This window comes from Bacteroides sp. DH3716P (assembly GCF_025914115.1).
In the GTDB taxonomy this organism is placed as follows: Bacteria; Bacteroidota; Bacteroidia; order Bacteroidales; family Bacteroidaceae; genus Bacteroides; species Bacteroides ovatus.
This window is the reverse complement of sequence record NZ_CP083673.1, coordinates 576,198-602,084: the sequence shown is the minus strand read 5'-3', so window position 1 is coordinate 602,084 and position 25,887 is coordinate 576,198. Positions and strand designations below refer to the sequence as shown.

General features: G+C 39.6%; 13 protein-coding genes. All 13 read right to left on the bottom strand.

Annotation, left to right across the window (positions count from 1 at the left end; translation table 11 throughout):
• Positions 1 to 13: 13 nt before the first annotated feature.
• The 13 genes from KQP79_RS02025 to KQP79_RS01965 all read right to left on the bottom strand — a co-directional run bounded on the left by KQP79_RS02025 (position 14) and on the right by KQP79_RS01965 (position 25,874).
• Positions 14 to 1,696: a hypothetical protein gene (locus KQP79_RS02025; protein WP_061448332.1), complete on the bottom strand. Its 1,683-nt coding sequence runs from the start codon at positions 1,694 to 1,696 to the stop codon at positions 14 to 16.
• A 16-nt stretch (positions 1,697 to 1,712) separates the two neighbouring features.
• Positions 1,713 to 3,461 (bottom strand): RagB/SusD family nutrient uptake outer membrane protein, encoded by a 1,749-nt coding sequence (locus tag KQP79_RS02020; RefSeq protein ID WP_061448364.1) that lies wholly within the window; start codon positions 3,459 to 3,461, stop codon positions 1,713 to 1,715.
• Positions 3,462 to 3,481: 20 nt separating this feature from the next.
• Complete coding sequence (locus KQP79_RS02015; RefSeq protein ID WP_061448331.1) at positions 3,482 to 6,730, bottom strand: TonB-dependent receptor; 3,249 nt, start codon at positions 6,728 to 6,730, stop codon at positions 3,482 to 3,484.
• A 373-nt stretch (positions 6,731 to 7,103) separates the two neighbouring features.
• Positions 7,104 to 7,859, bottom strand: a complete 756-nt coding sequence (locus tag KQP79_RS02010; protein WP_052587824.1) for a creatininase family protein — start codon at positions 7,857 to 7,859, stop codon at positions 7,104 to 7,106.
• A gap of 27 nt (positions 7,860 to 7,886) precedes the next feature.
• The gene (locus tag KQP79_RS02005; protein WP_055235030.1) at positions 7,887 to 8,879 is read right to left on the bottom strand and encodes a FecR family protein; all 993 of its coding nucleotides are present in this window, start codon (positions 8,877 to 8,879) and stop codon (positions 7,887 to 7,889) included.
• Between the two features lie 5 nt (positions 8,880 to 8,884).
• A complete protein-coding gene (locus tag KQP79_RS02000; RefSeq protein WP_015531067.1) occupies positions 8,885 to 9,505 on the bottom strand; it encodes an RNA polymerase sigma factor in 621 nt (206 codons plus the stop codon).
• Positions 9,506 to 9,687: 182 nt separating this feature from the next.
• Positions 9,688 to 11,892 (bottom strand): alpha-L-rhamnosidase C-terminal domain-containing protein, encoded by a 2,205-nt coding sequence (locus tag KQP79_RS01995; RefSeq protein ID WP_055235032.1) that lies wholly within the window; start codon positions 11,890 to 11,892, stop codon positions 9,688 to 9,690.
• A gap of 162 nt (positions 11,893 to 12,054) precedes the next feature.
• Positions 12,055 to 13,914, bottom strand: a complete 1,860-nt coding sequence (locus KQP79_RS01990; RefSeq protein ID WP_032856026.1) for a right-handed parallel beta-helix repeat-containing protein — start codon at positions 13,912 to 13,914, stop codon at positions 12,055 to 12,057.
• Between the two features lie 35 nt (positions 13,915 to 13,949).
• Positions 13,950 to 16,046 (bottom strand): glycoside hydrolase family 127 protein, encoded by a 2,097-nt coding sequence (locus KQP79_RS01985; RefSeq protein ID WP_234120572.1) that lies wholly within the window; start codon positions 16,044 to 16,046, stop codon positions 13,950 to 13,952.
• A gap of 141 nt (positions 16,047 to 16,187) precedes the next feature.
• Positions 16,188 to 16,922 carry a DUF5131 family protein gene (locus KQP79_RS01980; protein WP_061448330.1) on the bottom strand — a complete coding sequence of 245 codons (735 nt, stop codon included), beginning with the start codon at positions 16,920 to 16,922 and terminating at the stop codon, positions 16,188 to 16,190.
• Positions 16,923 to 17,343: 421 nt separating this feature from the next.
• The gene (locus KQP79_RS01975; protein ID WP_061448329.1) at positions 17,344 to 19,293 is read right to left on the bottom strand and encodes a protein-disulfide reductase DsbD family protein; all 1,950 of its coding nucleotides are present in this window, start codon (positions 19,291 to 19,293) and stop codon (positions 17,344 to 17,346) included.
• Between the two features lie 57 nt (positions 19,294 to 19,350).
• Positions 19,351 to 19,842 carry a hypothetical protein gene (locus KQP79_RS01970; protein ID WP_008640454.1) on the bottom strand — a complete coding sequence of 164 codons (492 nt, stop codon included), beginning with the start codon at positions 19,840 to 19,842 and terminating at the stop codon, positions 19,351 to 19,353.
• A 2-nt stretch (positions 19,843 to 19,844) separates the two neighbouring features.
• Positions 19,845 to 25,874, bottom strand: coding sequence for an FG-GAP-like repeat-containing protein (locus KQP79_RS01965; protein WP_061448328.1), 6,030 nt, complete (start codon positions 25,872 to 25,874; stop codon positions 19,845 to 19,847).
• Positions 25,875 to 25,887: the final 13 nt, after the last annotated feature.

The following is a 25,887-nucleotide window of genomic DNA, read 5'->3' as shown; positions in this document are numbered from 1 at the left end:
AGTCATTTATCTTTTATTTGTTTGCAGGAATATCTATGCCACAGGTTGACAGTCCCGGTCCGCCGCCGCTTGTATATCCACGGCTTTCGCCCGTTTGCCACGGAGAAATCCAAAATGCATATATATCAGCGTTATCCAGGTAGAACTTCAAACGGACAGCCTTCCCGATAAGTGATGCTATATTCTGGTGTTTCTTCCATGTAACCAACAATTTTGTTTTATCTGTTTTCTTCATCGGTACACAGTCTTTCCGTGTGAATCCTTCTAATGGCTTTCCATTTTCATCCAGAATTTCTACAGCCAAGCTACCTTTTACATCTGCATTGATAAAAAGATGTTTGCCGTCAAAACGAACCTTCTCTGTCAGCAGATAGCCGTCCTTATCTCCATGCATGGAGACAAAACCATCTCTGCGCAAAGTAGCCAGTCCGGTAGATGTATAGCTATCCCACATAATCTTGTTCCTTTGGCGTCCGCTAGAATAGAAATAAAGTGAATCTCCTACTATCAAAGGCACTCCATTGATAGACTGCATATTTCCCCAGTTCCATGCTCCTTCCGTCTCATTCACTGCCATGAAAGGCTTGAAAGAAGGACGATAGAAATGGAAGCCGTCACGGCTATACCCTAGAAAGATTTCATTCTTTTTCTGAATACCTAGTTTGGCACAAACTCCATTTTCCGGTCCCTGCCATACACTGTACAATCCTAACATAATGCTTTCATAAGCAATGGCATCAAAATTGTAAATACCCGGTTCTACTTCCGGAAACTCCGGATGACGCGGCTCTTTATCGCTCGGAGTAAACCAGTAGACCATATTCTTATCAGGTACTCCTTTTCGGATACGATGTGCGAAACTTACTGCCATTTCCGGGTCTTTATTTTCCAAATAACTGCGTGAGCGGGAAGAAACTGTTGTCCCGTAACGCATACTCAATGCCCACACATCACGGAACGGATTGTAGAATGCGGATGAACGGTCGTATAAATCACCGGACTGGGCGACTCCCTCTCCCCAATGAATCCCGTCCGATGAGTATTTCAAAATAAATTGCCATCTGCGGTCGGTGGGGCGGCGTTCGACATTGAACATCTTGTACCGTTTGGACGGGTCTTTCTCCTGTTTGTCCAGCCAAATAGTAGCTGCGTCACGATTGCAGGTATCTACAATATTGGTTTGGTTCCAAATATCCAGTACAGGTTTTGTCCAGTACTTGCCGTCTTCCGATTCGGCATATCCGGTATAAAAGGTCTGATTGTCTCCTTTGTGAAGAACACCTGCACCTGCCAAGTACCACATTTTGAACTTCCCGTCTTTTTCGTCATACCAGATCCCATCACTGAAGGGTGCAGCGTAGAGTCCGCCTTCGGTTGTCTTTTCCCATTCCTTATCAGGTCCGAGTACCGGATTCCTTTCGTAGAACCGGGGAGTATGAATCACTCTATTCAAATTAGTTTCTGCAATCAGAAAAGAATCAACAAATAGTTGCCGTCCTACATTTACAGGAATTACTCCCGGCTTTTGTTCAAGATAGGGTATCGGCATATCTTGTGCTTTTTGTGGTTCCGCATAGCGGGGTGGCCATTGTTCAGGCAGGTGTATGCCATTGTAAAGTACTTCTGTTTGGGCAATAGCGAGCCCCGGTACTACCAAACTGAACAGTAGTACCGCAATATTTTTCAAATTTATCATGCTAATTCTTTCTTAGTTAATATCCCGGATTATTTTCTGTGATATAAGGGTTAGAATTCACTTCATTGATAGGAATCGGCAACCATTCGTGCTTATTGGTGACGAATCCTTTAAAGTCATCTGCCGATATGAACTTCTTGAAGTTAGGATCGGATTCCTGCAACTCTGTAAAACGGCTGGCTAGCTTGCCCCAACGGAGCAAATCATAGAAACGATGCCCTTCCAAAGCAAATTCCAGGATTCTTTCATTCTGAATATCAGTCATGGTTACCGAAGGGAGTTCGCTCATGTTGACACGTCCGCGTACTTTATTTACCGCCTGCAAGGGAGTCATGTTTGATGCTTGCGTGCCACCGCTAACGATAGCTTCCGCATACATCATCAACACATCGGCATAGCGGATATAGCGCCAATTCACTCCATGGGCACGGGGCTGATTATATACATACTCCTTAACGCCTGCACCTACACCGACCAGTTTAGGAGTCCCGTCTGCTTCCGTTTGTGTAGGCATGGAACAATCAATCCCTTTTCTTATACCTGCTTTGAATGAATGTGCCAAAGGATTGGACACGGTAGCAAATCCTTCTTTTCCATTCTTTGCAGGATAAAGTTCTTCCCATTTATAACCGCCGGGACCTTCCAGACGTACCGGATTGCCGCCTGCATCATTTCTCAAATGAATGCTCGCATCCAAATCATTGAATATCATTGTGGAGAACATTCGGATATCCGTATAGCCGTCCTTGTCTACCGAATTCACAAATGCGTTATAAAGCCAGTTATGTACTACGCCTTCATAACCTACTCCCGCTCCCGGCAACATCAGTCCACGTGAATCGAACGCCAAACCGGAAGTGGCAAGCCCCGGATTGAATCCTGCATTATCGACATCGCCTAGGAATTGAAATTCAAGAATTGATTCTTCGTTATTTTCATGAGCGACATCAAAATTATCGGCATAATTTTTAGTCAGGTCATAAGTTCCGTACTTTCCGTCTATAACATCACCAAATTCTTTGGCAGCTTCACTGTAAAATGTAGTCTTGTCTTCACCATAATATTGCTCGATTCCACTACGGTATAGGTAAGCTTTTCCCAATAAGGCGGCTGCGGAAGCTTTTGTCACACGACCGGCATTCTTGCTGTCCCAATATCCCTTCACGGGCAACAATTCTTTCGCGTGTGCCAGGTCTTCTTGAATAAAATCCCATACGGCAGCAGGTTTTTCCAAAGGACGGACATAGTCATCTCCATTGCGTGGCATCTGTCTGATGGGAGATATATTCCGGAAATTAATCAATAGGTAATAATGCGCAAATGCCCTCCAGAAATAGGCTTCACCCATGTATGCGTTCCGCAGTTCCTCATTGCCGCTGAAATCGACAGACGGGGCGGTTTCAATGATGTAGGATGCTTGGGAAGCAGTGGTGTACATCAATGTATAAGGTTGCTCAATAGTGTAATAACTGGCATTCAAGTCGGCACCAAACATGCCCGGTTTGCCATAATCCGAATTGGACGATGCCTCGTCAGAGCGGATTATCGTTGTCTTAGAGCCGGAAGCTCCTAGGCAGCGTTGCGTAGACATATATCCGTACATGGTCATCACTGCGTCATTTACAGCGGACGGACTGGTGAAATAAGCTCCCATACTCGGCTGGTTCGGATTAATTGCCAGGTCATCAAAGATACCGTTGCATCCGTGTAATATCAAGCCGCCCGCCAAGATAAATGCGGCATATACTTTCTTATAGTTTTTCATATTAATCATATTTTTAGTTATCAGAATGAAGCGTTAAAACCAAAAGTGAATGTCCGGGCATTAGGATATGAACTGATGTCAATGCCACGTGAGAACAATACATTTGAACTGACTTCCGGGTCATAACCGGAGTATTTGGTCAGCGTAAACAGATTTTGTACGCCTGCATAAACACGCAGTTTGTTAAACCGGATTGCTTCCAACCACTTTTTAGGTAACGAATAACCAAGCTGAAGATTTTTCAGACGTAAATAGGAACCGTCTTCAATATAAAATTCACTCGGCAGGGAATTTCCGCCACTTGTGTTTTGGGTTTTCATAATAGGGATTCCTGTATTTCTATTTGTTTTCGTCCATCCATTCATAGCCTCTTTGACCACATTATTGGAATAATCAAAATAATAGGTGTACTTTTTCTGATTGAATATATCATTTCCCTGCACTCCCTGGAAGAAGAGAGTCAAATCAAAGTCTTTGTATTCCATGTTGATGTTCAAACCGTATGTGAAGTCAGGGATAGGGCTGCCCAGAATAACTTTATCATTTGCATTGACTACTCCATTCTTGTCCATATCCGCAAATATGAAATTTCCTTCTGCATCAAAACCGTCAATCTTATAGCCATAGAATGAACCGATAGCTTCTCCCGGCATGGTAATAGAGGGAGCATCGTTAAAGTAGCTGGACATTGCTCCGGAAGTAATCGGCTGCACGTTTTCTCCCAATGATAATACTTTATTCTTCAACGTTGCGATATTGAATGTTGCATCTATATGGAAGTCTTTCGTCAATTGTTTCCTGTAATTCATCATAAACTCCCATCCTGTGTTTTTTACGGAAGCTGTATTAACGTAGGGTTTTTCACGTGAACTGTTAATTTCAAAGATTTGCCCGGAAGACAAGTTCAAGTCTATCTGTGCCAACAAATCTACGTTCTTTTTTACGAAATAGTCTAATGACAAGGTCAAGTCGTTGTTGAAGAAGCCCAGTTCGATACCAATATCTGTGGTTTTGGCAGTTTCCCATTTCAAGTCTTTCGATTTCAGATAGGCTGCGCGTCCTGTCACATAACGTTCACCGCCTACTGTGTAAGGAATAGGTCCATAAGCTATCGCGTCAAAATTATAAGGATTGAGGAAGTTGGCACCCAACTCACCGTAGCTAGCCCTGATCTTCAATTTGCTCATTACAGGATTTTGGAACCATTTTTCCTGGTGCACATTCCATCCGGCGGAGACAGAGGGGAAGTAACCTACTCTATTGTCTTTATGGAATTTGGAAGATTCATCCCGGCGGATACTCAAGGATAGCAGATATTTATTATCATAATCGTAGTTCACACGGGCGAAGAAAGAGAGCAATGCCGCATTACTGTCTCCTGCCGAAATCTTACCATCTTCATTTTGGAATCCGGTAATATCCGTTCCTCCCAAATCGTTAATGGTAGAGTTGGTCATGTAACGATAGTATTCTCTCATCCAGCTTGTTCCTAATAAAGCGTCTATTGAGTGACGGTTGAATGTCTTGTTGTAAGTCAGCAAGTTATCAATCGTATAAGTGAACTCTTCACCTCTTGTTTCCGATACACTGTTACGTGTGTTGCCATAATCTTTATCGGGAGTTCCATCCGAGTTCCACTTTGTATAGTACTCGGGGGTATGGGTGTAATTATGCTTATTGCTATAATTTCCACTTAACGATAATTTGTATTTTAAGCCGCCCCAAATATCCAGTTGGGCATTTAAAGAGCCGATTAAATCCGTCACTTTATTAAACTGGTCTGTATAATGTAACGGGGCTATCTTATTCTGCGCCTTGCCATCTTCGGGGTTGATGTAATAATCAGGGCCACCAGAGGTAAACCGTCCTTGTTCATCATAAATAGGTAACGTTGGTAAAGCTATGTTGAAAGCTGTTGTAGGAGTTTTATCCTTATGCGTCAGTCCGAGAGTTTCGGAAAATGAGAAACGTCCTTTTTTATAAGAGGTATTCAGGCGGAAGTTATAACGTTTATAATCCGAATAAATCGTCATACCGGTTTGGTCAAGATAACCAAGGCTTGTGCTGAAAGTAGAGTTGTCCCCACCCCCTGCGATACTGGCATTCAGATTCCATACCGGAGCAAACTGTATCCATTCTTCTGACCAGTCGGTATTCAGGTTCGGATTGGTGGGATTGTCATTCTCCGGTGCATGAGGCAAGCCACTGTTATCTGCCACCATATTGGCAAACTCTCTCCATTCCGATGCATTGAGGAACTCCGGAATATTAGTCGTTTTCTGGAAAGCGAACGAACCGTCTATCTGAATGACGGGCTTACCGGACTTTCCTTTCTTGGTAGTAATCAAAACGACCCCATTGGCGGCACGTGAACCGTAGATAGCGGCTGCCGCACCGTCTTTCAGTACTTCGATAGATTCAATATCATTGGGATTCAATGAGCTTAATCCGGCATTACTGAATGCTCCATCAATGACATACAGAGGTTCGGTAGCGCCAAAAGAAGCGGCACCGCGAATCACGATGTTTACATCTGCCCCAGCAACACCAGCTTGCTGCACGATGTCTACACCCGGTGTACGCCCCTGTAAGCTTGAAGCAACATTAGATGATACCTGTTTGCTGATTTCCTGAGAAGAGATGGAAGCAACGGCACCTGTCAGGCTTGATTTCTTCTGCACGCCGTAACCAACTACTACGACTTCATCCAGTACTTCGGTGTCGTCCTGCAATTGGATAGAATATGAGTTCTTATTCCCAACCTTTACTTCCTGTGTTTTATAACCAATATAACTGACAGCCAGAAGAGCGTCTGCCGGAGCATCCAATGTAAAGTTACCATCTACATCTGTCACAGTACCTGTCCCCGCTCCTTTCACCAATACACTGGCACCAATTACTGGTTCGCCTTTGGTATCTGTCACGGTTCCCGTTATTTTCTTTGTTTTTTGGCTCCCTTGTGATGTAACGGGAGCTTCTTTTGCTTTCAAATATATTTTCTTCTCTCCAATTTCATAAGCTACATTTGTACCTGCGAATAAATCATCCAATACTTTAGAAAGGTCTTTGTCTTTTGCCTGGACAGAAACAATCCGTTCGGGATTGACAATCGTACGGCTATATGCTACCGTAAGTCCTGTCTGTTTAGTAATGAGCGAAAAGACTTTCTCCAACTTGACTTGTTGAAGATTCATTGTTATTTTCTGAGCCGACGCCGCAAGACTTACAGCAAAGCTCAATAACAATACAAGCAATACTTTGTTCTTCATACTTAGTTTGTTTAAAATTATAAATAGGTTCTTAATCTCTTTGTATTTAGTGGACACACGAGATTAAGAAGCGGGTGAGGGAAAAAACGTTTTTTTCTGAAGTTTTTTTATTTCCAATAAATTTTCGTATGATAATACATTAGTTTTCAGCAAGATATAGTTTAGTTTTTATTTGTAGGAAAATGGGATATAAAAAGAAAAGTCCTTCCGGATTTTATTTTCAGAAGGACTTATAACAATAGATTCGTGTTCTTGGCAATTCGCTAGAAACAGTCTTTTGTGATAGTGACGGTATCCTGTTCACATAGTGACGCTATACTTACCGGATACCGTCACTATCACAAAAGGATAGCGTCACTATATTTTTTGCAATCTAGTAAAGTTCCTGATTCACCAATTCGTCAAAGAGCTTTGCATATTTCTCTGCGACTGCTTCCGCAAACTTCTTTCCTTTTTCTACGGAAGCTCCACGTGGATCGCCAACACCGGTATCTTTAGATACTTTCCCCCAGTTCCTGGGAATCCATGCTACTTTTTCATTCAAAGATTGTATGGCAAAAGTTTTATATTCTCCATTCCCTGCTTCTTCAAGATTGACTAATTCGGGGTGATAGTGCATCATTACGGATGTCTCGACTTCATCTGCATGGTCACCCGGATTTTCAAAATAGTCCTTTACCTTTAACACGGTGTACCATTCACTCGATGCTATCAGGAAGTCAGGATAGTCTACCGACAAATCACGAATCATACTTTTAAAAGTATTGCCTCCATGCCCGTTGATAATAACCAATTTTCGGATACCTTGAACATAAAGGGAAGAAACAATATCAGTCAGTATTGCTTTCTGTGTTTCATAACGCGTATGGATACAGAAGGGAAGTTCCCGTTGTCCCGGATTTTGTGAACCCATGCCGATGGGTGGCATAACCATGCAGTTCACGCCATATTTCTGTTTAGCTATCAATGCAGCATCAACTGCTACATCATGGGAAAGAATACAATCTGTCATATATGGCAAATGCAGATTATGAGGTTCAGTAGCTCCCCACGGCAATATCACAATATCATATTTCCTGTCTTTTACTTTTCCATAACAAGATACGGATAAATCCACTTCTTTATTCATATACCCCATTTATTTCTAATGATTATATTATTTCATTTTTACTATCACTTCTTTCTTATCTTCATTATACTCAAACTTCACCGGAGCGATTTTCTCTAAATCCATTAATACTTTCTCTAATAATGTATTGTCCGAAGTCAATGTATAGACATACTTCAAAACGTTTTCATCTTCGACTTTAAACTCTACATTATACCAGCGGTTCAATATTTTAATGACTTCCGGCAACGGGGTATCTTTAAATACTATCACATTCTGTTTCCACATCGATAGGCGTTGCATATCGTTCATTTTGGAAATAGTACACTGCTGGTTATCTTTGTTGTACACTAATCTTTCGCCGGGTTGCACCGGGTATTTCTTTTCCGTAGGAAGGGTAAGATTAATATTTCCTTCATCCAGACATACTACTATATCCTTATTCTCCGGGTAATCCTGTACATTGAAAGAAGTTCCCAATACATGAATTGCCGGTCCACTTAAATTGACTATAAAAGGACGGTTCTTATTTTTAGCTACTACGAAATAGGCTTCTCCTTCAAGATAAACTTCCCGGGTGTTCAAAGCAAACTTCTTCGGGTATCTTAGTTTCGAATCAGAATTGATATATACTTTTGTTCCGTCCTGAAACATGATTTGTATGCGTTCTCCTTTATCTACCACCACTTCCTCATATTCGGAAGTGCCGAACAGGTCGACTTTTGAGTTCAGTTGTATATAAAGTCCGACAATTAAGACAACAGGTATCAATACGGCTGCAACTCGGAAACAGACACGCTTCAACTTCTTGATGCGAATGTTCTTCCGTATCTGTTCTAATATTTTCTTTGAAGGAATATCATGGTCTACATACAAGTCTGCAAACTCATTTTTTATCAGTTCGGAATCCTGTGTCATAGCAGCTTCAAGATAGTCGCTACCTTCTTCCGTAGCAAACCACTCTGCCACATATTTTGCATCTTCCGGGCTGGCAATTCCTGCCAAGACTTCTTCTATTTGTTTATCAGTAGGTCTATTCATTTTTATCACTTTATTAAATGGACACTCAAAAAAGTCATTAGTGTGGTAAATGCAACAATTATTAACATCTTACTTAGATGGATACGGAGAAGTTTCAACGCTTCCGAATAATGCGTCTTGATAGTATTTACGGATAGATTCATCCGTTCCGCAATTTCCTGATTTGTCAGTTCCTCTTGTACTTTCATCAAGCAAATATCCCGTTTTTGCGCAGGAAGCATATCCACAGCTTTATAAAAACTGGACATCAACTCTTTTTTCTCCAGTTTTTCTATCAGATTATCTTCGTAAGGCGAAGCGGATTGTGCCATCTCATAGTTCTTTGCAATCGCGCTGTTTTCATTACGAATCAAGTTCAAGACATGATTTTTTGTCATCGTAAAGAGATAGTTCTTTAGGCTGATTCCCACACGTAGTTCTGAACGAAATTCCCACAAACGGCTAAAGACATGTTGCACTACATCTTCTGCCATATCAGAACTCATTAAATAACGATAGGCTAATACATATAATAGTTTATGATACCTTTCATAGGCTTGGGTGAAAGCTCCTTCATCACCTTGTTCAATCAAGGCGAAGAGTTTCTCATCATCTGTATCAGTATATTGGTCAATCTTGTTTTTCATTCTTCGGATTTTGTTTACTTGTTTCCAAAAGAACTAAATGTTTCTCTCTTTATGAAGAGCAAATGTAGCAAATTCCTTAGAAAACCTAGAGGTATTTACGAAAAAAGTCCCCGATTAACAATCCCCCATTAAAAAGAGGAACCGTTAATCAAGGACTACTCCACTAACTAATTAACAATGTATTATAAATGATAGGTAACAATTCTTTCTTCGGGTGAATCGATCCAGAGCCGCCATACTCCTACCGACACTTTTTCTGGTGTTCCGATATTTGCTTTAGGTGGACGACGGCTTTTGATGGTTAGATAGCCTTTCCCTTCTGTTGCTTTCACTTTCATCGTTTTGCTGTTCATATAGACATGGATATTGCCATTTGGAGTGGGGACAGTGCCTTCCATCCATTTCAATCCTCCCAACACAGGAGCAATAGCAAACTCTTTATATCCTTCTTTTACAGGTTTCACTCCCAGATAATATTTGCCCAACAGGTAGATAGGACTCGCTCCCCAGGCATGGCACAGACTCTTGCCATAAGGACGGCCATACATGGCAAGATGTTGCGTTCCGGTTTCTTCCGGGTTATATTTCTCCCAAAAGGAGGTGGCTCCTTCCTTCAACATTCCTCCCCAATAGGCTTTCATTTCTTTCATTACAGCATCCTGTTCGCCAAGAGCACAAAGTGCTTCCAGTTCGTAAAAACGCATATAGGGAGTTGTTATTTTCAGAATACTGTCATTCAGCAGAACAGACTGTTTAATGGCTTGTTGCTTATCTTCATTCAAATATTGAAAGAAGACAGAAAACATATTCGCATAGCGGGTGACCGCATCACTTTGCTGACCGTTGACACAGTTATGTACAAATGCCTGTTTCTGGTTATTCCAGAAGGCAGGTTCTAACTTTGCTTTCAAAGCAGCAGCCAGTTTCTCGTATTTCTGTTTGCTATTGGCATCTCCAACCAGTTCCGCACACAAAGCCATTGTTTCCAGACTCCTGCAAAATAAGATTTGTTCAAAAGAGAGTTCGCCTTTTTTATCCAGATAGCCGTCTGCCCAGTCCACAAATACCCAGTCGCCGGTCATGCCTTCTACCATGCCATTCTTATTGGTACGTCCCAACACGTAATCCATCATTGTTTGCATACGTGGATACAGTTGGTTGACAAAATGGCGGTCGCCACTATACATATAATAGTCATATACGCTAAGGAACCAGTAGAAAGTATAATCCATGATTGTATTACTGTGGCTGGTCACAGGGTCTTTGCCACGAAGTAACCAGATTGTACGTTTGACGGATTCGTTATCAAAGAAAAGATAATAATTCATCAAATAACTTTGAATGGCATCGCCACTCCATACCCAACGGTCACGTTTGATACCGTCAATGAAGAATTCGCGGGTAGTGAGATGCATGGTGTATGCGCCAACTTCCCAAATACGATTCAGTTCTTCATCATTGCAACGGAAATTTCCGCGGTATTCTTCAGGAAGATATTCATATTGCATGGAGACTTCTCCAATCTGTACACCCGGCTCGTGAGTTACATAGACATAACGGAAGGCTTTGCTGTTCTCCAATGTATATTCGTTTTCAGAATTACTCAAAGGAGAAGTGCTGCGGATAGCAAGGTCGGTCACTTGTCCCGGTTCGAGCAAGAGTTTGTCCAATGTTTCGCAATATGCTTTATCTTTTGCTTCTTCCGGGCTTTCACCATAATAAATTTCTATTTTTCCTTTTCCGGAAAGATTCTTCAATGTGATGAATCCGAATGTTTCTTTTCCAAAATCATAAAGGATACCTCCTTCGGACTGTTCTGTCTTCGTAACAGGTTGCTGCGGTTCACGCATCAGACTGAATTGGGAAGGACGTTGGGTAGCTCCGTCAAAGTTCCAGCATCCGGCATCCATATAGATAGTGGCAGATGTGTCACTCGCTTTTCCGCTCTCGTCAATCCATTCTTTATCTTCGTAAGTTACACGCCAGGAAGAGTCTGAATTCACTGTTTTTCCCTTCACATAAATAGTGGGAGGAGTTGCCTGATTCCAGACTTTAATGTTCAGATTATGTTTTCCGGCCGGAAGCAACATGGTTTCCGGCATACCGAACTGGAGCTTTCCATCCAGTTTGACGTTGTACTTTCCTTCGGCAGCAATAAAAATTTCTTCCGGCTCGGAAAGATTCAGTTGCTTGCTGAATTCTACGACAACATAATGACTGTCCGTTTTCCAAAAAGGAGGAAAAAATGCACCTCGTTCCGTACGACGGTTATTCATTTGATTTCCCAGCCAGATTTCGTAGTCTCCCGGATACCATATCCAGGTCTGGGCAAATGTGCTGCTTGCCAAAGACAAGGCACTAAGCAATATCATATATTTCTTTTTCATTTTTCTTTCTATTACTAACAAACTGAATCGTAAGAAATAATTCGTTCCACAGTGGTTGACGTTTAGTTCCACATCTGTTTCCCTTTAGTTCTACAATTGTTTTCCTTTAGTTCCATATCTGTGGAACGAATCACGTATTACAGTTAAATGACTTGTCAATACCTACTGGATATTTAGTAAATCCTTATATCCTGCTTCCAGTCCCGCACGTTCACGAATAACACTATCCACTTTCGGGCCATTGTTTTCCCATACATTTCCCGGACCATTGGCATTTTGCAGATACTTCTCTCCTTCTGTCCAATTATCACGTACAGTGATAAAGGAAGAACCTTCATCCGTATAAAGATAGAACCAGTGATTAGGATCGTGTACATACCCCGGCTTATAAATACTATGCACGCAATTCTCCGTTACATAACTTTTCGGCTGCGAACCGAGTGTGTAAATACCTGCCACATCATACATGTGTTTCGCATAATGATGAATCAGATTGGCATGTACTCTGTTATTACGCATACAATTCACAGTTTGCGTCCATCCCCAACCAAGACTAATGCCACTATAAGGCACTTCACTGATTTCATTATGCTCGATATTGACGTCCCCTACATATCCCGCAGCAATGGCAAGACATCCCCAATCTTCATTGCCTATTTCCGTGAAATAGCAGTTATTGATTTGTTGCTGTGTGCATACTTCCCGACGATCAGCAGGATTGTATGGCAAATGCGTTTCATGGGCAGCCGGAGAAAAACTGCCGACTAACAGACCATTTCCGGCAATATCGCGGAAGAGACAGCCACGAACAACACCGCCTTGCACCGCTTCTTCATAATCCAATCCGGTTGAGCCTAAATGCTCGAACCGGCACCGCTCGAAATCAATCTGCCTTGCAGCAACCACACGAACAGCAGCTGCGGGACGTCCCAACCATCCTTGGTTATCCAACGGATGATTCAAGTAGTTCCGTTGCATTTTCGGATCAATCCGGTAACCATCTGTCAGATACATACCTGCCTGAAGAGGTACATGTCCTTTTTCTGACGGACGCATCCATGTAGTATAGGAAAAAGTAATTTTCTCAAAACGAATATGACACACAGGACGATCCAAAGTTCCTTCCACCCGTACTAATGTCTCAACGGCAGGCACGATCACTTCCGCCTCCTGCATCTTCTCTCCTTCCCGTGGATAATAATATACTTTACGGGCATCTATATCATGATACCATTCTCCGGGTACATCCTGCAATTCGCGGGCATTTGTCAGATAGAAAGCAGAATTATGTCCGTCCGTCGTCACCATCGGACGCGGCCAGGGATGCTCAAACTGAATCCGGCTTTCCGGTTGATGAAAACGTATTGCCGCGCTGTCTCCCTGCACTTCAACTGAACGAATCCGAAGATTGGCAACACACCACATCTGATGTAATACCATCTCGGCATATTTAGCTTTCAAATTTCCTTTATTATCAATAAGTCTGCGAATGGAAACTGCAGGTACATAAAGAATTTCATTCTTCTCATCTACACTGCAAATGCGATTCATCTTTTCGAAATCCTCCACATCACGGGCACGAACTGCCTTTTTTCCATTCACCCACAACTGGCGGAAATCCAATGGACGTCCATTAAATGCCGGGACATCTGCTACCCAAACTTTCCCTTGCTTCTTCCAACCTTTTATGCTGATTCCTCCACTCAATATCACCTTTTCATCGCCTACCGAACGAATAATTGTGGGCGATTCCTTGGTTCCGCTATCTTCCGGACGGATAAAAACCGGTTCATGGAAGGCATACGTTCCACCTTCCATATAGATTGTGATTCCACCTTGGATACGGTTATCCTCTGTCCTGCGCCATTCTCGTGCTTGTCGCAAGGCAGAAGTCAGCGTGGCTTTAGGAGATTGACGAGTTCCGTCGTTGAAGTCACTGCCCTTGGGAGAAATCCATATCTCACCGGCCAATAGCCAGTGGCTGCACAAGATACATATAGCCGTTACAAATAACTTTTTCATGATTTTTTTCATTTCTGTATACTAAACAATCCGGACTATCTGGCAAGAGGCATCCATACAGTCATTTCTCCCTTTCCTCTGTTTCCCCAGGCATAATAAGGAATCAAGCGGATATTTACTGTCTTTTCAGCCTGAACAACCGGCCGGTAAAGCACTCCTTCCCACGAAGTTGCAGATGCCAGACGTGCCATTCCTTCAAGTGCAACAATCGGACTGCCTTCAATTGTGATTTTCTTCGGAGTTAGTTTTATATCAGCGGGAATCAATACGTTATCAATCTTTTCCCCGTTTGCAATATCCATACTTTCCAGACAGTAAACCAACGGCCCGCGCTTCACGACCACCTGATTACGAATCTCCTCTGCTAACGGATGGGCTTCGAGCAAACGGACAGGCATATCCATCACCAGCTCCACTACATCCCCCTTCTTCCATGTACGATTTACTTCCGCATACGAATTTGCCTTTGCATTGGTTTGCAGCGGCTGTCCATTCACCGTGAGCGTAGCCTTTTCGCACCATTCAGGAATACGCAAGAAGAGCGAGAAAGCACCCGCCTTACGAGGAACTCTATCCAACGTTACGCGTACCTTTCCTTCCCAGGGATAATCCGTCTCTTGTGTTAATGCCAGCTCTCCTTTGTCTTTCCAAGTCGTAGTCAGCGTATTTGCACCATACAAGTTACAGTAAATGCCTTCCGGACTCAATGTGTAGGCGTAATTCTGTGCCTGACACAATGTACGCAATGTATTCGGCGGGCAGCAGAAACAACTGATATATTCCGTCCGTTCCTTCGGCCAACGAAGCGTGTAAGGAAGATCCGCACTGATACGAAGCGGATTGGTATAGAAATATTTCTTTCCGTCCAGACTGATACCGCTCAATACACTATTATAAAGACAAGTCTCTACAAGGTCAGCATATTTCGCATCCCCTGTCACTTCCAGCATACGCCAGTTGAAAAGCATATTTCCGATATTGGCACATGTTTCATTGTGCGCTGTACTATTCGGCAACTGATAAGGACGTCCGTAGCTCTGATGTACCTTCTGAATACTATCCGGCTCATAGCAAGTCCCGTCCGGTGACGTTCCATCATAAAGAGCACCGCAAGCTCCGGTCACGTACATCTTCCGGGTGACAATATCATTCCAGATACTAGTCAGATTTTTCATCAATTGTTGTTCGCCTGTCTCGGCATATACATCCGCTACTCCTGCATACAGATAATTTGCACGTACGGCATGCCCCATTGCACGATATTGGTCGCGGAAAGGAATACGATCCTGATTATCATCCGTTCCGTTTTCCACTATACCGCGAATATCAATCAGGTTCTTCGAAAGTTCCAGATAACGGGGATTTCCTGTGGCACGATACATTTCGACCACTCCCATATAATGTGAAGGGCAAATGGCATTACGAGCCAGTTCGGCAGAAGCCGTTTCGTAAAAGTGGCAAAGAAAATCCGTTGCTTTTACGGCAGCATCAAAAAGAGTAGTCTTTCCGGTGGCACGACGATGCACAATACCCGCCATCATCAGGTGTCCCAAGTTATATGTCTCAAAGTTCAGCCGATTGGCAAAAGCTCCTTTTTCATTCTCGTCACCTACTTTCGTTCCAATGACCGTTTGTTTATGCTGATCCTCCAATGCATGAGAGTCAATCCCTTTATTCAGTTCTTCGATAACAACAGGCGTATGTATATAACCATCTGCACGTTGGGCTTTTACGACACAAGCAATAAAGTTATCCATCAACTTATCCAGTTCCGGATCTTTGTTGACAGCATAGACAGAAGCCACTCCTTCCATCCACTTATACATATCTCCGTCATGGAACGGAGGTCCCCAATGTTCACCCTTGCACACACCGGCAGCAATCTCAAAATTACGGAAACCGTGAGAGATCTCCGGCGTGTTCCAAGTGTTCCACATACTTTGCAGGGAAGTCCGGCTAAATACCTGAAAGCGATCTCCCCAGAATCCATCTGTCCAATGTACGGCACTGATTCCGGTATTCGCCATCTTCGCAAAACGGCTCTGACTCATATCCGTCAATCCATTGCTTTGCGCAAGTGCTCCCGTAACGGAGGCGGAAGCTAAAAGAAGTAACAGTTTTATCTGTTTCATTAATATGGATAATTTAAAATTTACACAATATCTTTATAAAAAGACGTGATTATCCGTATTTTGTACTCAATAAAACGAAAGCGAAGATTGCTAAGCAACCCTCGCTTTCAGTAAAAAAAGATCTGTATTAATCTTTATTTCTTATTTATCAGGTGTATAATTCAACTCCGCCTTTCTCGCCTGCGAATGTTGAAATTGTCGTGCAACCTTATACTCATGTCCGTCTTTTAATAAATAACTCCCTGTCTGTTTAAACCAAAAACTGACATTCGCATCTATACATTGCTGCCGGATATCCAATACCCACTCGTAATCACATACCCGGACTTCTTTGCCTGACTCTCCTCCTGCCACTACCTGTTCCACCCACTCTCCCAGCTCACCTCTGAAATCAATCCGACTAAGAAGCGGCTCGCAGATAATGATTTTATGTTTAATAGGCATTTCTTTATAAATAGGTAAACGATAATCCACTCTATCTTGGTTCTCCATCGTGCAGCAGATGGTCACATTGTCATAGCCATCTCCCCAATCGGGAGGCAGACACTGTTGCAACCGGTCTATCCGCTTAGTGATAAAGAGGAAACGAAGATCCTGCCGTATCTGCATCATCTCCCACGCTTCGGCACGCCATTCATCCGCATCTTCAATGAGAAAATCTGAAGTAAAACAGGTATATACCAAATTCCCCGAAGGTATCTTATACGTACCATTCTTTTTACGCTGCAAGGGTAAATCGAACTTTTCTGTCTTTGTCACCACCGAACTGTCTTTTCCATATTTACCATCCGTCCGGTATACATAGCAATGTCGGCAGCCTTCACTTAATTTGTGACAGCCGTGCCATAGATTCCACATTGAAGCTTTTTCACCCATCTTTTTTTTTCTTCAAAAATATATTTAATATTACATATACATAACTATAAAAAGAGTGCACCTTATTCTTTATCAGAAAAAAGGTGCACCAAAACACAAACAAAACAAACAATAGAGCGACCTTCACAGGCAGCCGATCCACGAGGGATCTTTATCTTAATCTGCCCATCTTGACAAGGGCAACATTCACATTTTCAGATCATGTAATTCAGAGCATCACAGCAGAAATTTTCGCCCTCATGCTGCTTATATGTCAGACACAAATATTATTATACAATTTGCTCTATTAAACCCGATGTCACTTTACAAAGATAACACTATTCTATGTATTTCTATGAAAATGCCCAAAAAGAATTATTCTTTTTCTCATTCCAAACTTTAGCTATAAGCCATAACATACAAGCTGAATGTCTAATATCCATCATTTCACATATCGCTCCAGCCCTTCCTGCAGGAACTCTATATATTTTGGAATATCTTCATTGTATGCATAAGATTTATTCAACGGATTACCGTCATTATCCAGCAATACATAAAAAGGTTGGGCATTTGCTCCAAACTTCACCCGTTGCAGATAGCTCCATTTATCGCCTACTGTTCGTAAAGTGCGTTCCGTTCCATTCTCTACAACATTTATAGGCTCATTCAATGGAGTTTTATCATCCACATACAAAGAGATAAGTACATACTTATCATTGATGATACCACCCACTTTACTATCTGTCCACACAGCCGCCTCCATCTTACGACAATTCACACAACCATATCCGGTAAAATCGATCATCACAGGCATTCCTTGTTGTCGTGCATACTCCATACCTATTTCATAATCCTTGAATTTGGGGTGGACCTCATTCGAATATAAATTAAAGTCTTGTGTCATCACAGGAGGAGCAAATGCACTAACAGCTTTCAAAGGTGCCCCCCAAAGTCCGGGAATCATATATACAGCAAATGCTAAAGAAACAAGCGCAAGAAAGAAGCGCCCCACGCCTACCCTGTTTTCATCACCGTCATGCGGAAACTTGATCTTTCCCAATAGATATAACCCCATCAGTCCGAAAATCACAATCCATAACGCAAGGAAAGTTTCCCTATCCAGGATTCTCCAGCCATAGGCTAAGTCCGCAACCGACAAAAATTTCAAAGCAAAAGCCAGTTCCAGAAAACCCAATGTCACTTTAATTACATTCATCCACCCTCCTGACTTAGGCATTGATTTCAGCCACGAAGGAAAAAGAGCAAACAGTGTGAATGGTAAAGCCAAAGCGATGGCAAAACCTAACATTCCGATAGCAGGAGCAATCACGCTACCTGTCGTAGAAACCTGTACGAGCAGAAAGCCGATAATCGGCCCTGTGCAAGAGAAAGACACTAGAGATAACGTAAATGCCATCAGAAAAATGCTTAATAGGCCACTCGTCGCTTCCGCTTTGCTGTCCACTGCATTGCTCCATTTAGAAGGTAAAGTAAGTTCAAATGCCCCAAAGAAAGAAGCTGCAAAAACAACCAACATCAGGAAGAAAAGGATGTTGAATACGGCGTTTGTTGATAAAGCGTTCAATGCACTGGCACCAAATATTAAAGTAATTGCTAATCCCAGTGTTACATAAATCACGACAATTGAAGCACCATAAGTCCATGCATCCCGAATCCCTTTCTTCTTATCCTTGTTTCTTTTCAGGAAAAAACTCACAGTCATAGGAATAATCGGCCATACGCAGGGAGTGAACAAAGCCAATAATCCGCCAAGAAATCCAGTGACAAAGACATACAACCAAGATTTATCCTCTTGAGAATGTTCTTCACCTAACACCTGCAATTCATTGATTACCGGTTTCCAAAGATCACTTTCCGATTGCTTCTCTACCACATTTACCGGAGCCTCTTCTTTCCCTTTTGCAACTATTAAATCTGCTTCTGCTTTTTTCCCATATTTAAAAGGAATTTGAGTCGGAGGTAAACAGCTTTCATCGTTACAAGCTCCAAACTCCAGAAACCCATCCATAAAGTAATCATTTCCTGCAAATTTCACTTTTTGGATAAACTGTACCGTATCTTCAAAATAGCGCACATTCATCTCGAACATCTTATCATAGATGCTGATTTCTTTTCCAACAGGTTGCAATTTACCCATTGTTTCTACATGATTACTCGCATTGATGTTGAAAGTAGCGGAAATAGGCCCATCATCCCCTAGCCCGGTCGAATACACATGCCATCCTTTCTCTATCGAAGCAGTAAACACGATTTCCGCTTCCGTTTCAGATGTCATTTTCAACTCATTTTTGAACTTTACAGGCTCTTTGATTTGTGCTTGTATATTCCCGATTGTGTACCAACCTACTAATAAAAATAAAATAATTCTCATTTTCTAAGTTCTAAATTATAATCTATTATACAACAAATTTATTTCACTGTTCATATTCTATTGTGGTCGTTGGTCCCTTATATCTTTCAGCATCTCTATATATTCTGGAGAAGGATTCTTATTAGAAGTATCTGCATTTGATGGCGGGGGTATCACTTTGATGAATAAGAAGATACAGAATATTACCCAAATAAGATTTATTGCTAAAAAAATCCAAACTTGTTTCATACGTTGTCGTTGTTTTTCTTTAGTTTCATTACGATATTTATCAGCAATAGACAAATATCGTCCATCGCTAACAAATAATCTATGAGCAGCAAAAGTGAATATAACAGCCAAAAGTATACCTAACTCTTCATTGTTTTGTACTTCCAATGAATGTAATACTCCAACTATTGGGCCAACAAAAACAAAAGTAAACAATGAGGTCGGTAGTAATAACCCTGCTACTTCTGGCGACCGCTTTTCTCCCCACAATCTAAGCTGCCATATATATGTTCGATAAAACAGATATTCATATATCTCATATATTTGTTTAAGTATATTCATTCTCAATATATTTTTTTATATGGTTCAACATAAGTATTATCAGATGAACAGAAAGTCGGTTCTGTTATCGGACAAAATGTAAATCCATGAGGAGCGAAAGTCATAGAATAATACATTGTTCCCACAATCATTCCAGGAGGTCCACCATAAGTAGAAATATATCCGAAAACAATATTTGCCGAAGATTGGAATATAAGTTCGTAATTATTTTCAGAAGCATTGTTCCAAATTACAACTCCATTAATTACAGCATCAAGACAGAACATATATTTACCAATTTTCTCTAAACGTAGAGCCTTTTTCATCACAGTACTACGAGCCCCTGTATATTGGTTACCTCCCCAAGATGTTTTGTACCATTTACCATCCATTCCACGCCACATTCCATCATGTACACGCGAGTAAGCTTTTATTCCAGTATATGTCCCTACTGCATAATTTATCATAGAATAAGCATCACCTACACTAGGAATGCCAGTTTCCTCTTTTTTCGGAAGCTTCCCATGAATTGTGATTTCCCCATCACTTATAGTCCCATAACTACTCAAGTCATAGCTACCATTGTAAGAAAATACAGCAACTCCATATACTGCATAGGCTCTAACAAACTCATCATGAGTTAGATAAAACCAATCATTACTTACAGAATAAGGTTTGCCAAACATATTCTGGCCATCCTTGTATAAATTAAACATCCGGTCTATCAAGTCAGGGTCAGACGTACTCCACATATCTTCTCCTGTTAAATCAATCCATTTTAATGGATTGCCATTACAATAAGTATAAGGATTAATTATATAATTCATGGCAGCGTGAGGATCAACACTAATAAAGCAACCAATTAAAGGATCATAGATTCTCGCATTCATATTAATCAGGTTCATTTCATCAATATGCTCATGAGTTGTAAATCCACGTCGCGTAATACGATAAGAATCGATCAATTCTATAGAAGTCAATTTCTCGCCAGTCAATGGATTGCGACGTTGCCCCCATGCGTCATACCCCAACTGTTGTACTACATTCCCTTGAAAATCAGTCAAGCATCGAATAGAACCTAAATTATCAGAATAGACAAAATATATAGCCACCTGATTTTCAGTAGTCTTTCTTAAAGCTACCAAATTTTCACCTGCATAAATATAATCAATATCAGTCGATTGGTTATCAGTACATTCTTTTTCATAATTAGAAAAATAATATTTAGTTAATCGTACAATACCATTTTCTTCCAACACCGCTTTTGCACGCATCTCATTCACATCATAATCATAAGTCCATATCTTATCTTTTTCTTGTATTGTAGCAATACGATTATTTGTTGAAAAGGTTAATATCTGTGAAGGATAATAATCTCTTTCTGACACTGTGGATATGCTATGAATTCGAGATTTATCGCTAGTATATAAATAAGTTCCCATGTCGGATTTTGATGCAATCCGATAACCGGAAGAATATGAAACCTCTTGGCCTGTTTTTCCTTTTCTTTCAGATGCAATAAGTCTTTCATAAGTATCATAGCTGAAATACTCATCAAATCCTTTCCATAAATCATCTGTATAAAACTTTTCTTTACGTGAAAGCATCAAATCACGATGATCATATTGATATAAAAAATCAATAACTCCCGGAGAATAAATATGTGTATATTCTCCACGATTATTATACGTATAATCTACTGTTCGATTCTCTCCATTAATAACCTGTGAAATATATCCCAAAGAATCGACCTTCGCGCGTTTCCATAGAATTTTTGAATCGCCTGTAGTTATATCACGAATCTCAACCAATTCACAAAATCTATCATCATATACATTCTTTTGCTTGAAACCAGACGGAGAAGTATACACTGATAAACGTCCAAAGTTGTCATACTGATATTTCTTGACCATCGGTATCCCTAATGTCGTTTTCTTTTCTTCAATAACCCGTCCTATATTATCATATAAATATTCCAGTTTATGTGATAAAGATTCAATTCCTTTTAGCCAACCAGTAAGTGCGTCATAAATATAATGAACAGTATTTTTCCCTGTCGTTTTTGTTATTATTCTTCCCTCTTTATCATAAGCATATTCAATCTTATTTCCTTGACCATCAACTTCTTTAACTAATTCATTGAAATTATTATATTCATATGTCGATTTACCTGTAGAATTATTGAAATGAGAAACTCTCAATCCATAATCTGTATATTTATCCTCTGTCGGATATCTTACCGTTCGTACCTTAATTAAGTTATCAGCACTATCATATTGGTAAACTATTGAATCACTATTTTCAATTTTTAATACAGGTAAAGCAGTACGATTATATATTATTGTTGTAACAATAGAGTCAGTAGTAGATGCATTAGTTATTACAGCTTTTACCTTTTTCCCTCTCCTGACATTTGGATCATAATAAACATAGTCTATAGTTTTTCCATTTTTGCCCACATCAACTGGAGATGATATTTTCTCTTGTATAATACGATTCTTATTATCATAATACATTTCTTTCGAATTTACTAAAACTTTCCCTCTATATGAATACAACTTTTCTGATAACCCTTTTTCGTTATAAAAAATATCAATATGCTCATGTGTTCCATTTAATAGAACTTTTTCTTTTCGAATTTCTCTCCCCAGACAATCGTAGTGTATGGCATTATTAAAAATAATACTTTTTTCTGTATTTCCATTCAATATAACATAATTCGCAACATAGAATCCTTGTTTATCACGTCCTCTTCTTATTGCTTTCCGGACTGAAACAGTACCATCGGGAGCCTTAATTTTATAAGGTCTGAATAAATCATCATAAGTATAATATGTTTTCAGATTTCCCGGTCCGGTATTAATAAGAGTATTTCCGTAGACATCAGCTGTATTAGTTGAGATTAAGCCTGTCGGAGATATAGTCTTACTCCGATGTAAAAAGTTAGTATCATATTCATAAACAAATTGTTTTTTAGTGATAGAATCTTCTATACTCTCCGCAACCAAAAGACCACATACATTATATTGATATCTTTTAAAATATGAATTAAATGATTCTAAAGAAATTTTTCCTTGTGGAGTATAAGCGTATCTTTTTGTTTGAGTGATACTATTAGCTCCATCTCTTGTGTAGACAGTTGTAATTTTTGAAGGTTTCTTTTTATATAATAGATTATCCGGACGTACATATTGATAATTGGTTAAAATTCTTTTTTCTGGCATATTATTTACCCTAGCAAATCCTTGATAACTAACATCAGAGATTATGATATTATCTATTTCATCATAAGTATATTGCTCCACTTTTTCACATTGCTTATCCAAGTCTGTTTCAAAAACGGATGTATGTCTCAAATAATAGCTCCCTGACAAATCATGTAATTCAGCTCCATAGTTAGTAGACGAAACGATTTCATGTCCAACACGATACTCGCTTTTGGCAAGATATAATACACAGGGAGATCCTAATACATTATAAGTGTTAACCGTTATAGTATTTAAAAGAGAATCTGTTATTATTTGTTTTTCAAATCCAACAAAGTTACCTTTATCCTTTCTATAAAAAGGAGTAGTATATGAATATGACTTCTTACCAATATGAATGTCTTTATGTAAATCGGATGTTAGTACATAATTTACATTTCGAATTAATGAGTATTGCTTATTCCAATGAGTATATAATCCTTTTATTAGCGGATTCTTACTCACACGTGATTGTACATGACTATTATATTCAATAGAGCGCCTACCCGCATTACCATCTATGATATCAATCACCACATCAGAAGAACATTGTTCATCAAAAGTTACCAAACTGTATTTTACGTCACGAAAACGTGTAATCACCCCCGGCCCTGTTACTCTGGATTGAGAAATGGCTAATACATCAGCTCTACCATCCCCTGTAAAATCACCGGCAAAAAGATCATGTTTTATAGGATAAACATACGATTTTCCTTTATACGAATACACATCATCTAATCTTGTCGTTCCAGGAGAAATATCAGGAGATAGAAATAAATCCGTAACATCAATATCATAGATATTATTCGTAAAATGACATCCGGGATAACTAACAATCGTAGCTCTAGCCTCTTTATCTTGATCAATTGTATAATAACAGGACATTAATTCCGATATACCATCATTATTAAAATCCGCAACTAAAAAAGATAAATTAGGATGTGATTCTGTAATTTCTCCTTTAATAAATTCTTTTCCATTATAATAATATATCAATTGTTTGTATTGTTCCCCGGATTTACAATAAAAAAAGATATCTGCATATCGATCATTATTGAAGTACCCGAATTTGAGATCATTAATTTCCCCTTCATTAAATGAAAAATGCGTCAATTCAAAGATACTCCCATAAGAATTAATAGCATAAGCCACAAACTCCTTCTTTTTTTTATCATACACAATGATATCGTCATATTTATCTCCATCAACATCTATGACTGCATAACTCCCATTGTTTGGCAAAGTCCCTTTTATTTCTAGGGAAGTATATTTTACTAATTCATCATCAAAAGAGTAGCATTTATTTCCGATTAGGAGTTGATCTTTTCTATTTCCCTCAAAATGCCCAACTAATACAGGACTAGCAACTCCCCCCAAACGGGTTGTTGTTTTATAACCTAATTTACCTTCCTCATTCAGATACGCTTTCATAATTATGAAATGCGTATCATCCTTAGTTAACATAGCTAAATCCAATAAACCATCTCCATTAAAATCTCCAGGAATAACAGTAAAAGAATAATTTTGGTCATAAATGGTTGTAGTCCATATTTTTTCACGATTTCCTTTTTTATCTATTGTTTGGACCTCTAATACAATATTTATAGAATCCATATATTCTGGAGGTCTCATTATATATTGTTTATCTATTGTTAGAAAATCTTCTATTCCATCACCATTAAAGTCTCCTTGGATCACATCTGTCGGACGATGTTCAAATGCATATTTTTGCAAACATTTCTCACCTTGATGCTTTCCCCAGCCTATTATAATAGGATTATATGCTACATTATTCTTTCCAAACTCTTGTATGTTATTAAGTTTTGGATATATATCTTTTTCATCTTTGATATACTTCATTTTATAGATACGTACCTGTTCACTTCCTGCAAAAACAAAAATTTCTTTCAATATCTTATCACGTTTAACCCTGAAACCATTCAGAAAACCAGTTGGAACATCTTTCACACGATTATATAAGAAATCAATTCGATTGGTTTGTGTGTAATTGCATGAATCATTTAATGTATATTCAATTGACTTCAACCATATATCTGCATTTTCAATATCTTGTTGATAATTATACAATATATAATTTCCATAAGGATCTTCTTGACAAGCTAAATACCAGGAAATAATAGTAGTCTGGTCAGCATTAGATAATTGGTATGCTCTGGTACCTTTGTAATCACCATAATAATATTTCATTCCATCTTGAGTGGTCAATACAAAGTAACGTTTATAGTCATCTCTGGTTATTAAGGAATAATCATTATTTTCTTTATAATAGACTGTTTTTCCATCCACCCATTTTGCTATTAGAGGTATACCATCCAAATAATATTTATTCCAAGAATATAATTCATTAAATCTAGACTCTTCATTACTACGAGTTATCGAAGATAAACATGACAAATTTATTCCTGTACCTAAAACTCCATCTCCACTATAACTATTGTATACAATTTCCAAATTAGGTCCTATTCCACCATTGCCAACAGGCAATGAGAGAGGAATTGAAAAGATAGAAGCACCATTTGCTGCTATATCAAAAAAATAAGGAGTAGATCCTACTGCTAAAAGTGTATCAAGAGTATGATTATTTACATCAACAGCTACATCATATTCCAAATATGGAATATCAACAGAAGCAGTAATCATTATTTGACGATCTTTACTCTCAATATTATTTGTCCGTGAAATTCGATTTCCATTATTATCATAGTCATAAAACAATCGATTATTCTGTGATAAAACCGAATTGTTTCCTAATAATAAACTTATTAATGCAATTTTCCAGAATCCCATAATATGTCATAAT

What these genes read in the sequence shown, in the direction of transcription:
- KQP79_RS01985 (WP_234120572.1), bottom strand. Translation starts at nt 16,046, where the DNA reads ATGAAACAGATAAAACTGTTACTTCTTTTAGCTTCCGCCTCCGTTACG.
- KQP79_RS02020 (WP_061448364.1), bottom strand. Translation starts at nt 3,461, where the DNA reads ATGAAAAACTATAAGAAAGTATATGCCGCATTTATCTTGGCGGGCGGC.
- KQP79_RS01990 (WP_032856026.1), bottom strand. Translation starts at nt 13,914, where the DNA reads ATGAAAAAGTTATTTGTAACGGCTATATGTATCTTGTGCAGCCACTGG.
- KQP79_RS02010 (WP_052587824.1), bottom strand. Translation starts at nt 7,859, where the DNA reads ATGAATAAAGAAGTGGATTTATCCGTATCTTGTTATGGAAAAGTAAAA.
- KQP79_RS01975 (WP_061448329.1), bottom strand. Translation starts at nt 19,293, where the DNA reads ATGAGAATTATTTTATTTTTATTAGTAGGTTGGTACACAATCGGGAAT.
- KQP79_RS01965 (WP_061448328.1), bottom strand. Translation starts at nt 25,874, where the DNA reads ATGGGATTCTGGAAAATTGCATTAATAAGTTTATTATTAGGAAACAAT.
- KQP79_RS01980 (WP_061448330.1), bottom strand. Translation starts at nt 16,922, where the DNA reads ATGGGTGAAAAAGCTTCAATGTGGAATCTATGGCACGGCTGTCACAAA.
- KQP79_RS01970 (WP_008640454.1), bottom strand. Translation starts at nt 19,842, where the DNA reads ATGAATATACTTAAACAAATATATGAGATATATGAATATCTGTTTTAT.
- KQP79_RS02025 (WP_061448332.1), bottom strand. Translation starts at nt 1,696, where the DNA reads ATGATAAATTTGAAAAATATTGCGGTACTACTGTTCAGTTTGGTAGTA.
- KQP79_RS02015 (WP_061448331.1), bottom strand. Translation starts at nt 6,730, where the DNA reads ATGAAGAACAAAGTATTGCTTGTATTGTTATTGAGCTTTGCTGTAAGT.
- KQP79_RS01995 (WP_055235032.1), bottom strand. Translation starts at nt 11,892, where the DNA reads ATGAAAAAGAAATATATGATATTGCTTAGTGCCTTGTCTTTGGCAAGC.
- KQP79_RS02005 (WP_055235030.1), bottom strand. Translation starts at nt 8,879, where the DNA reads ATGAATAGACCTACTGATAAACAAATAGAAGAAGTCTTGGCAGGAATT.
- KQP79_RS02000 (WP_015531067.1), bottom strand. Translation starts at nt 9,505, where the DNA reads ATGAAAAACAAGATTGACCAATATACTGATACAGATGATGAGAAACTC.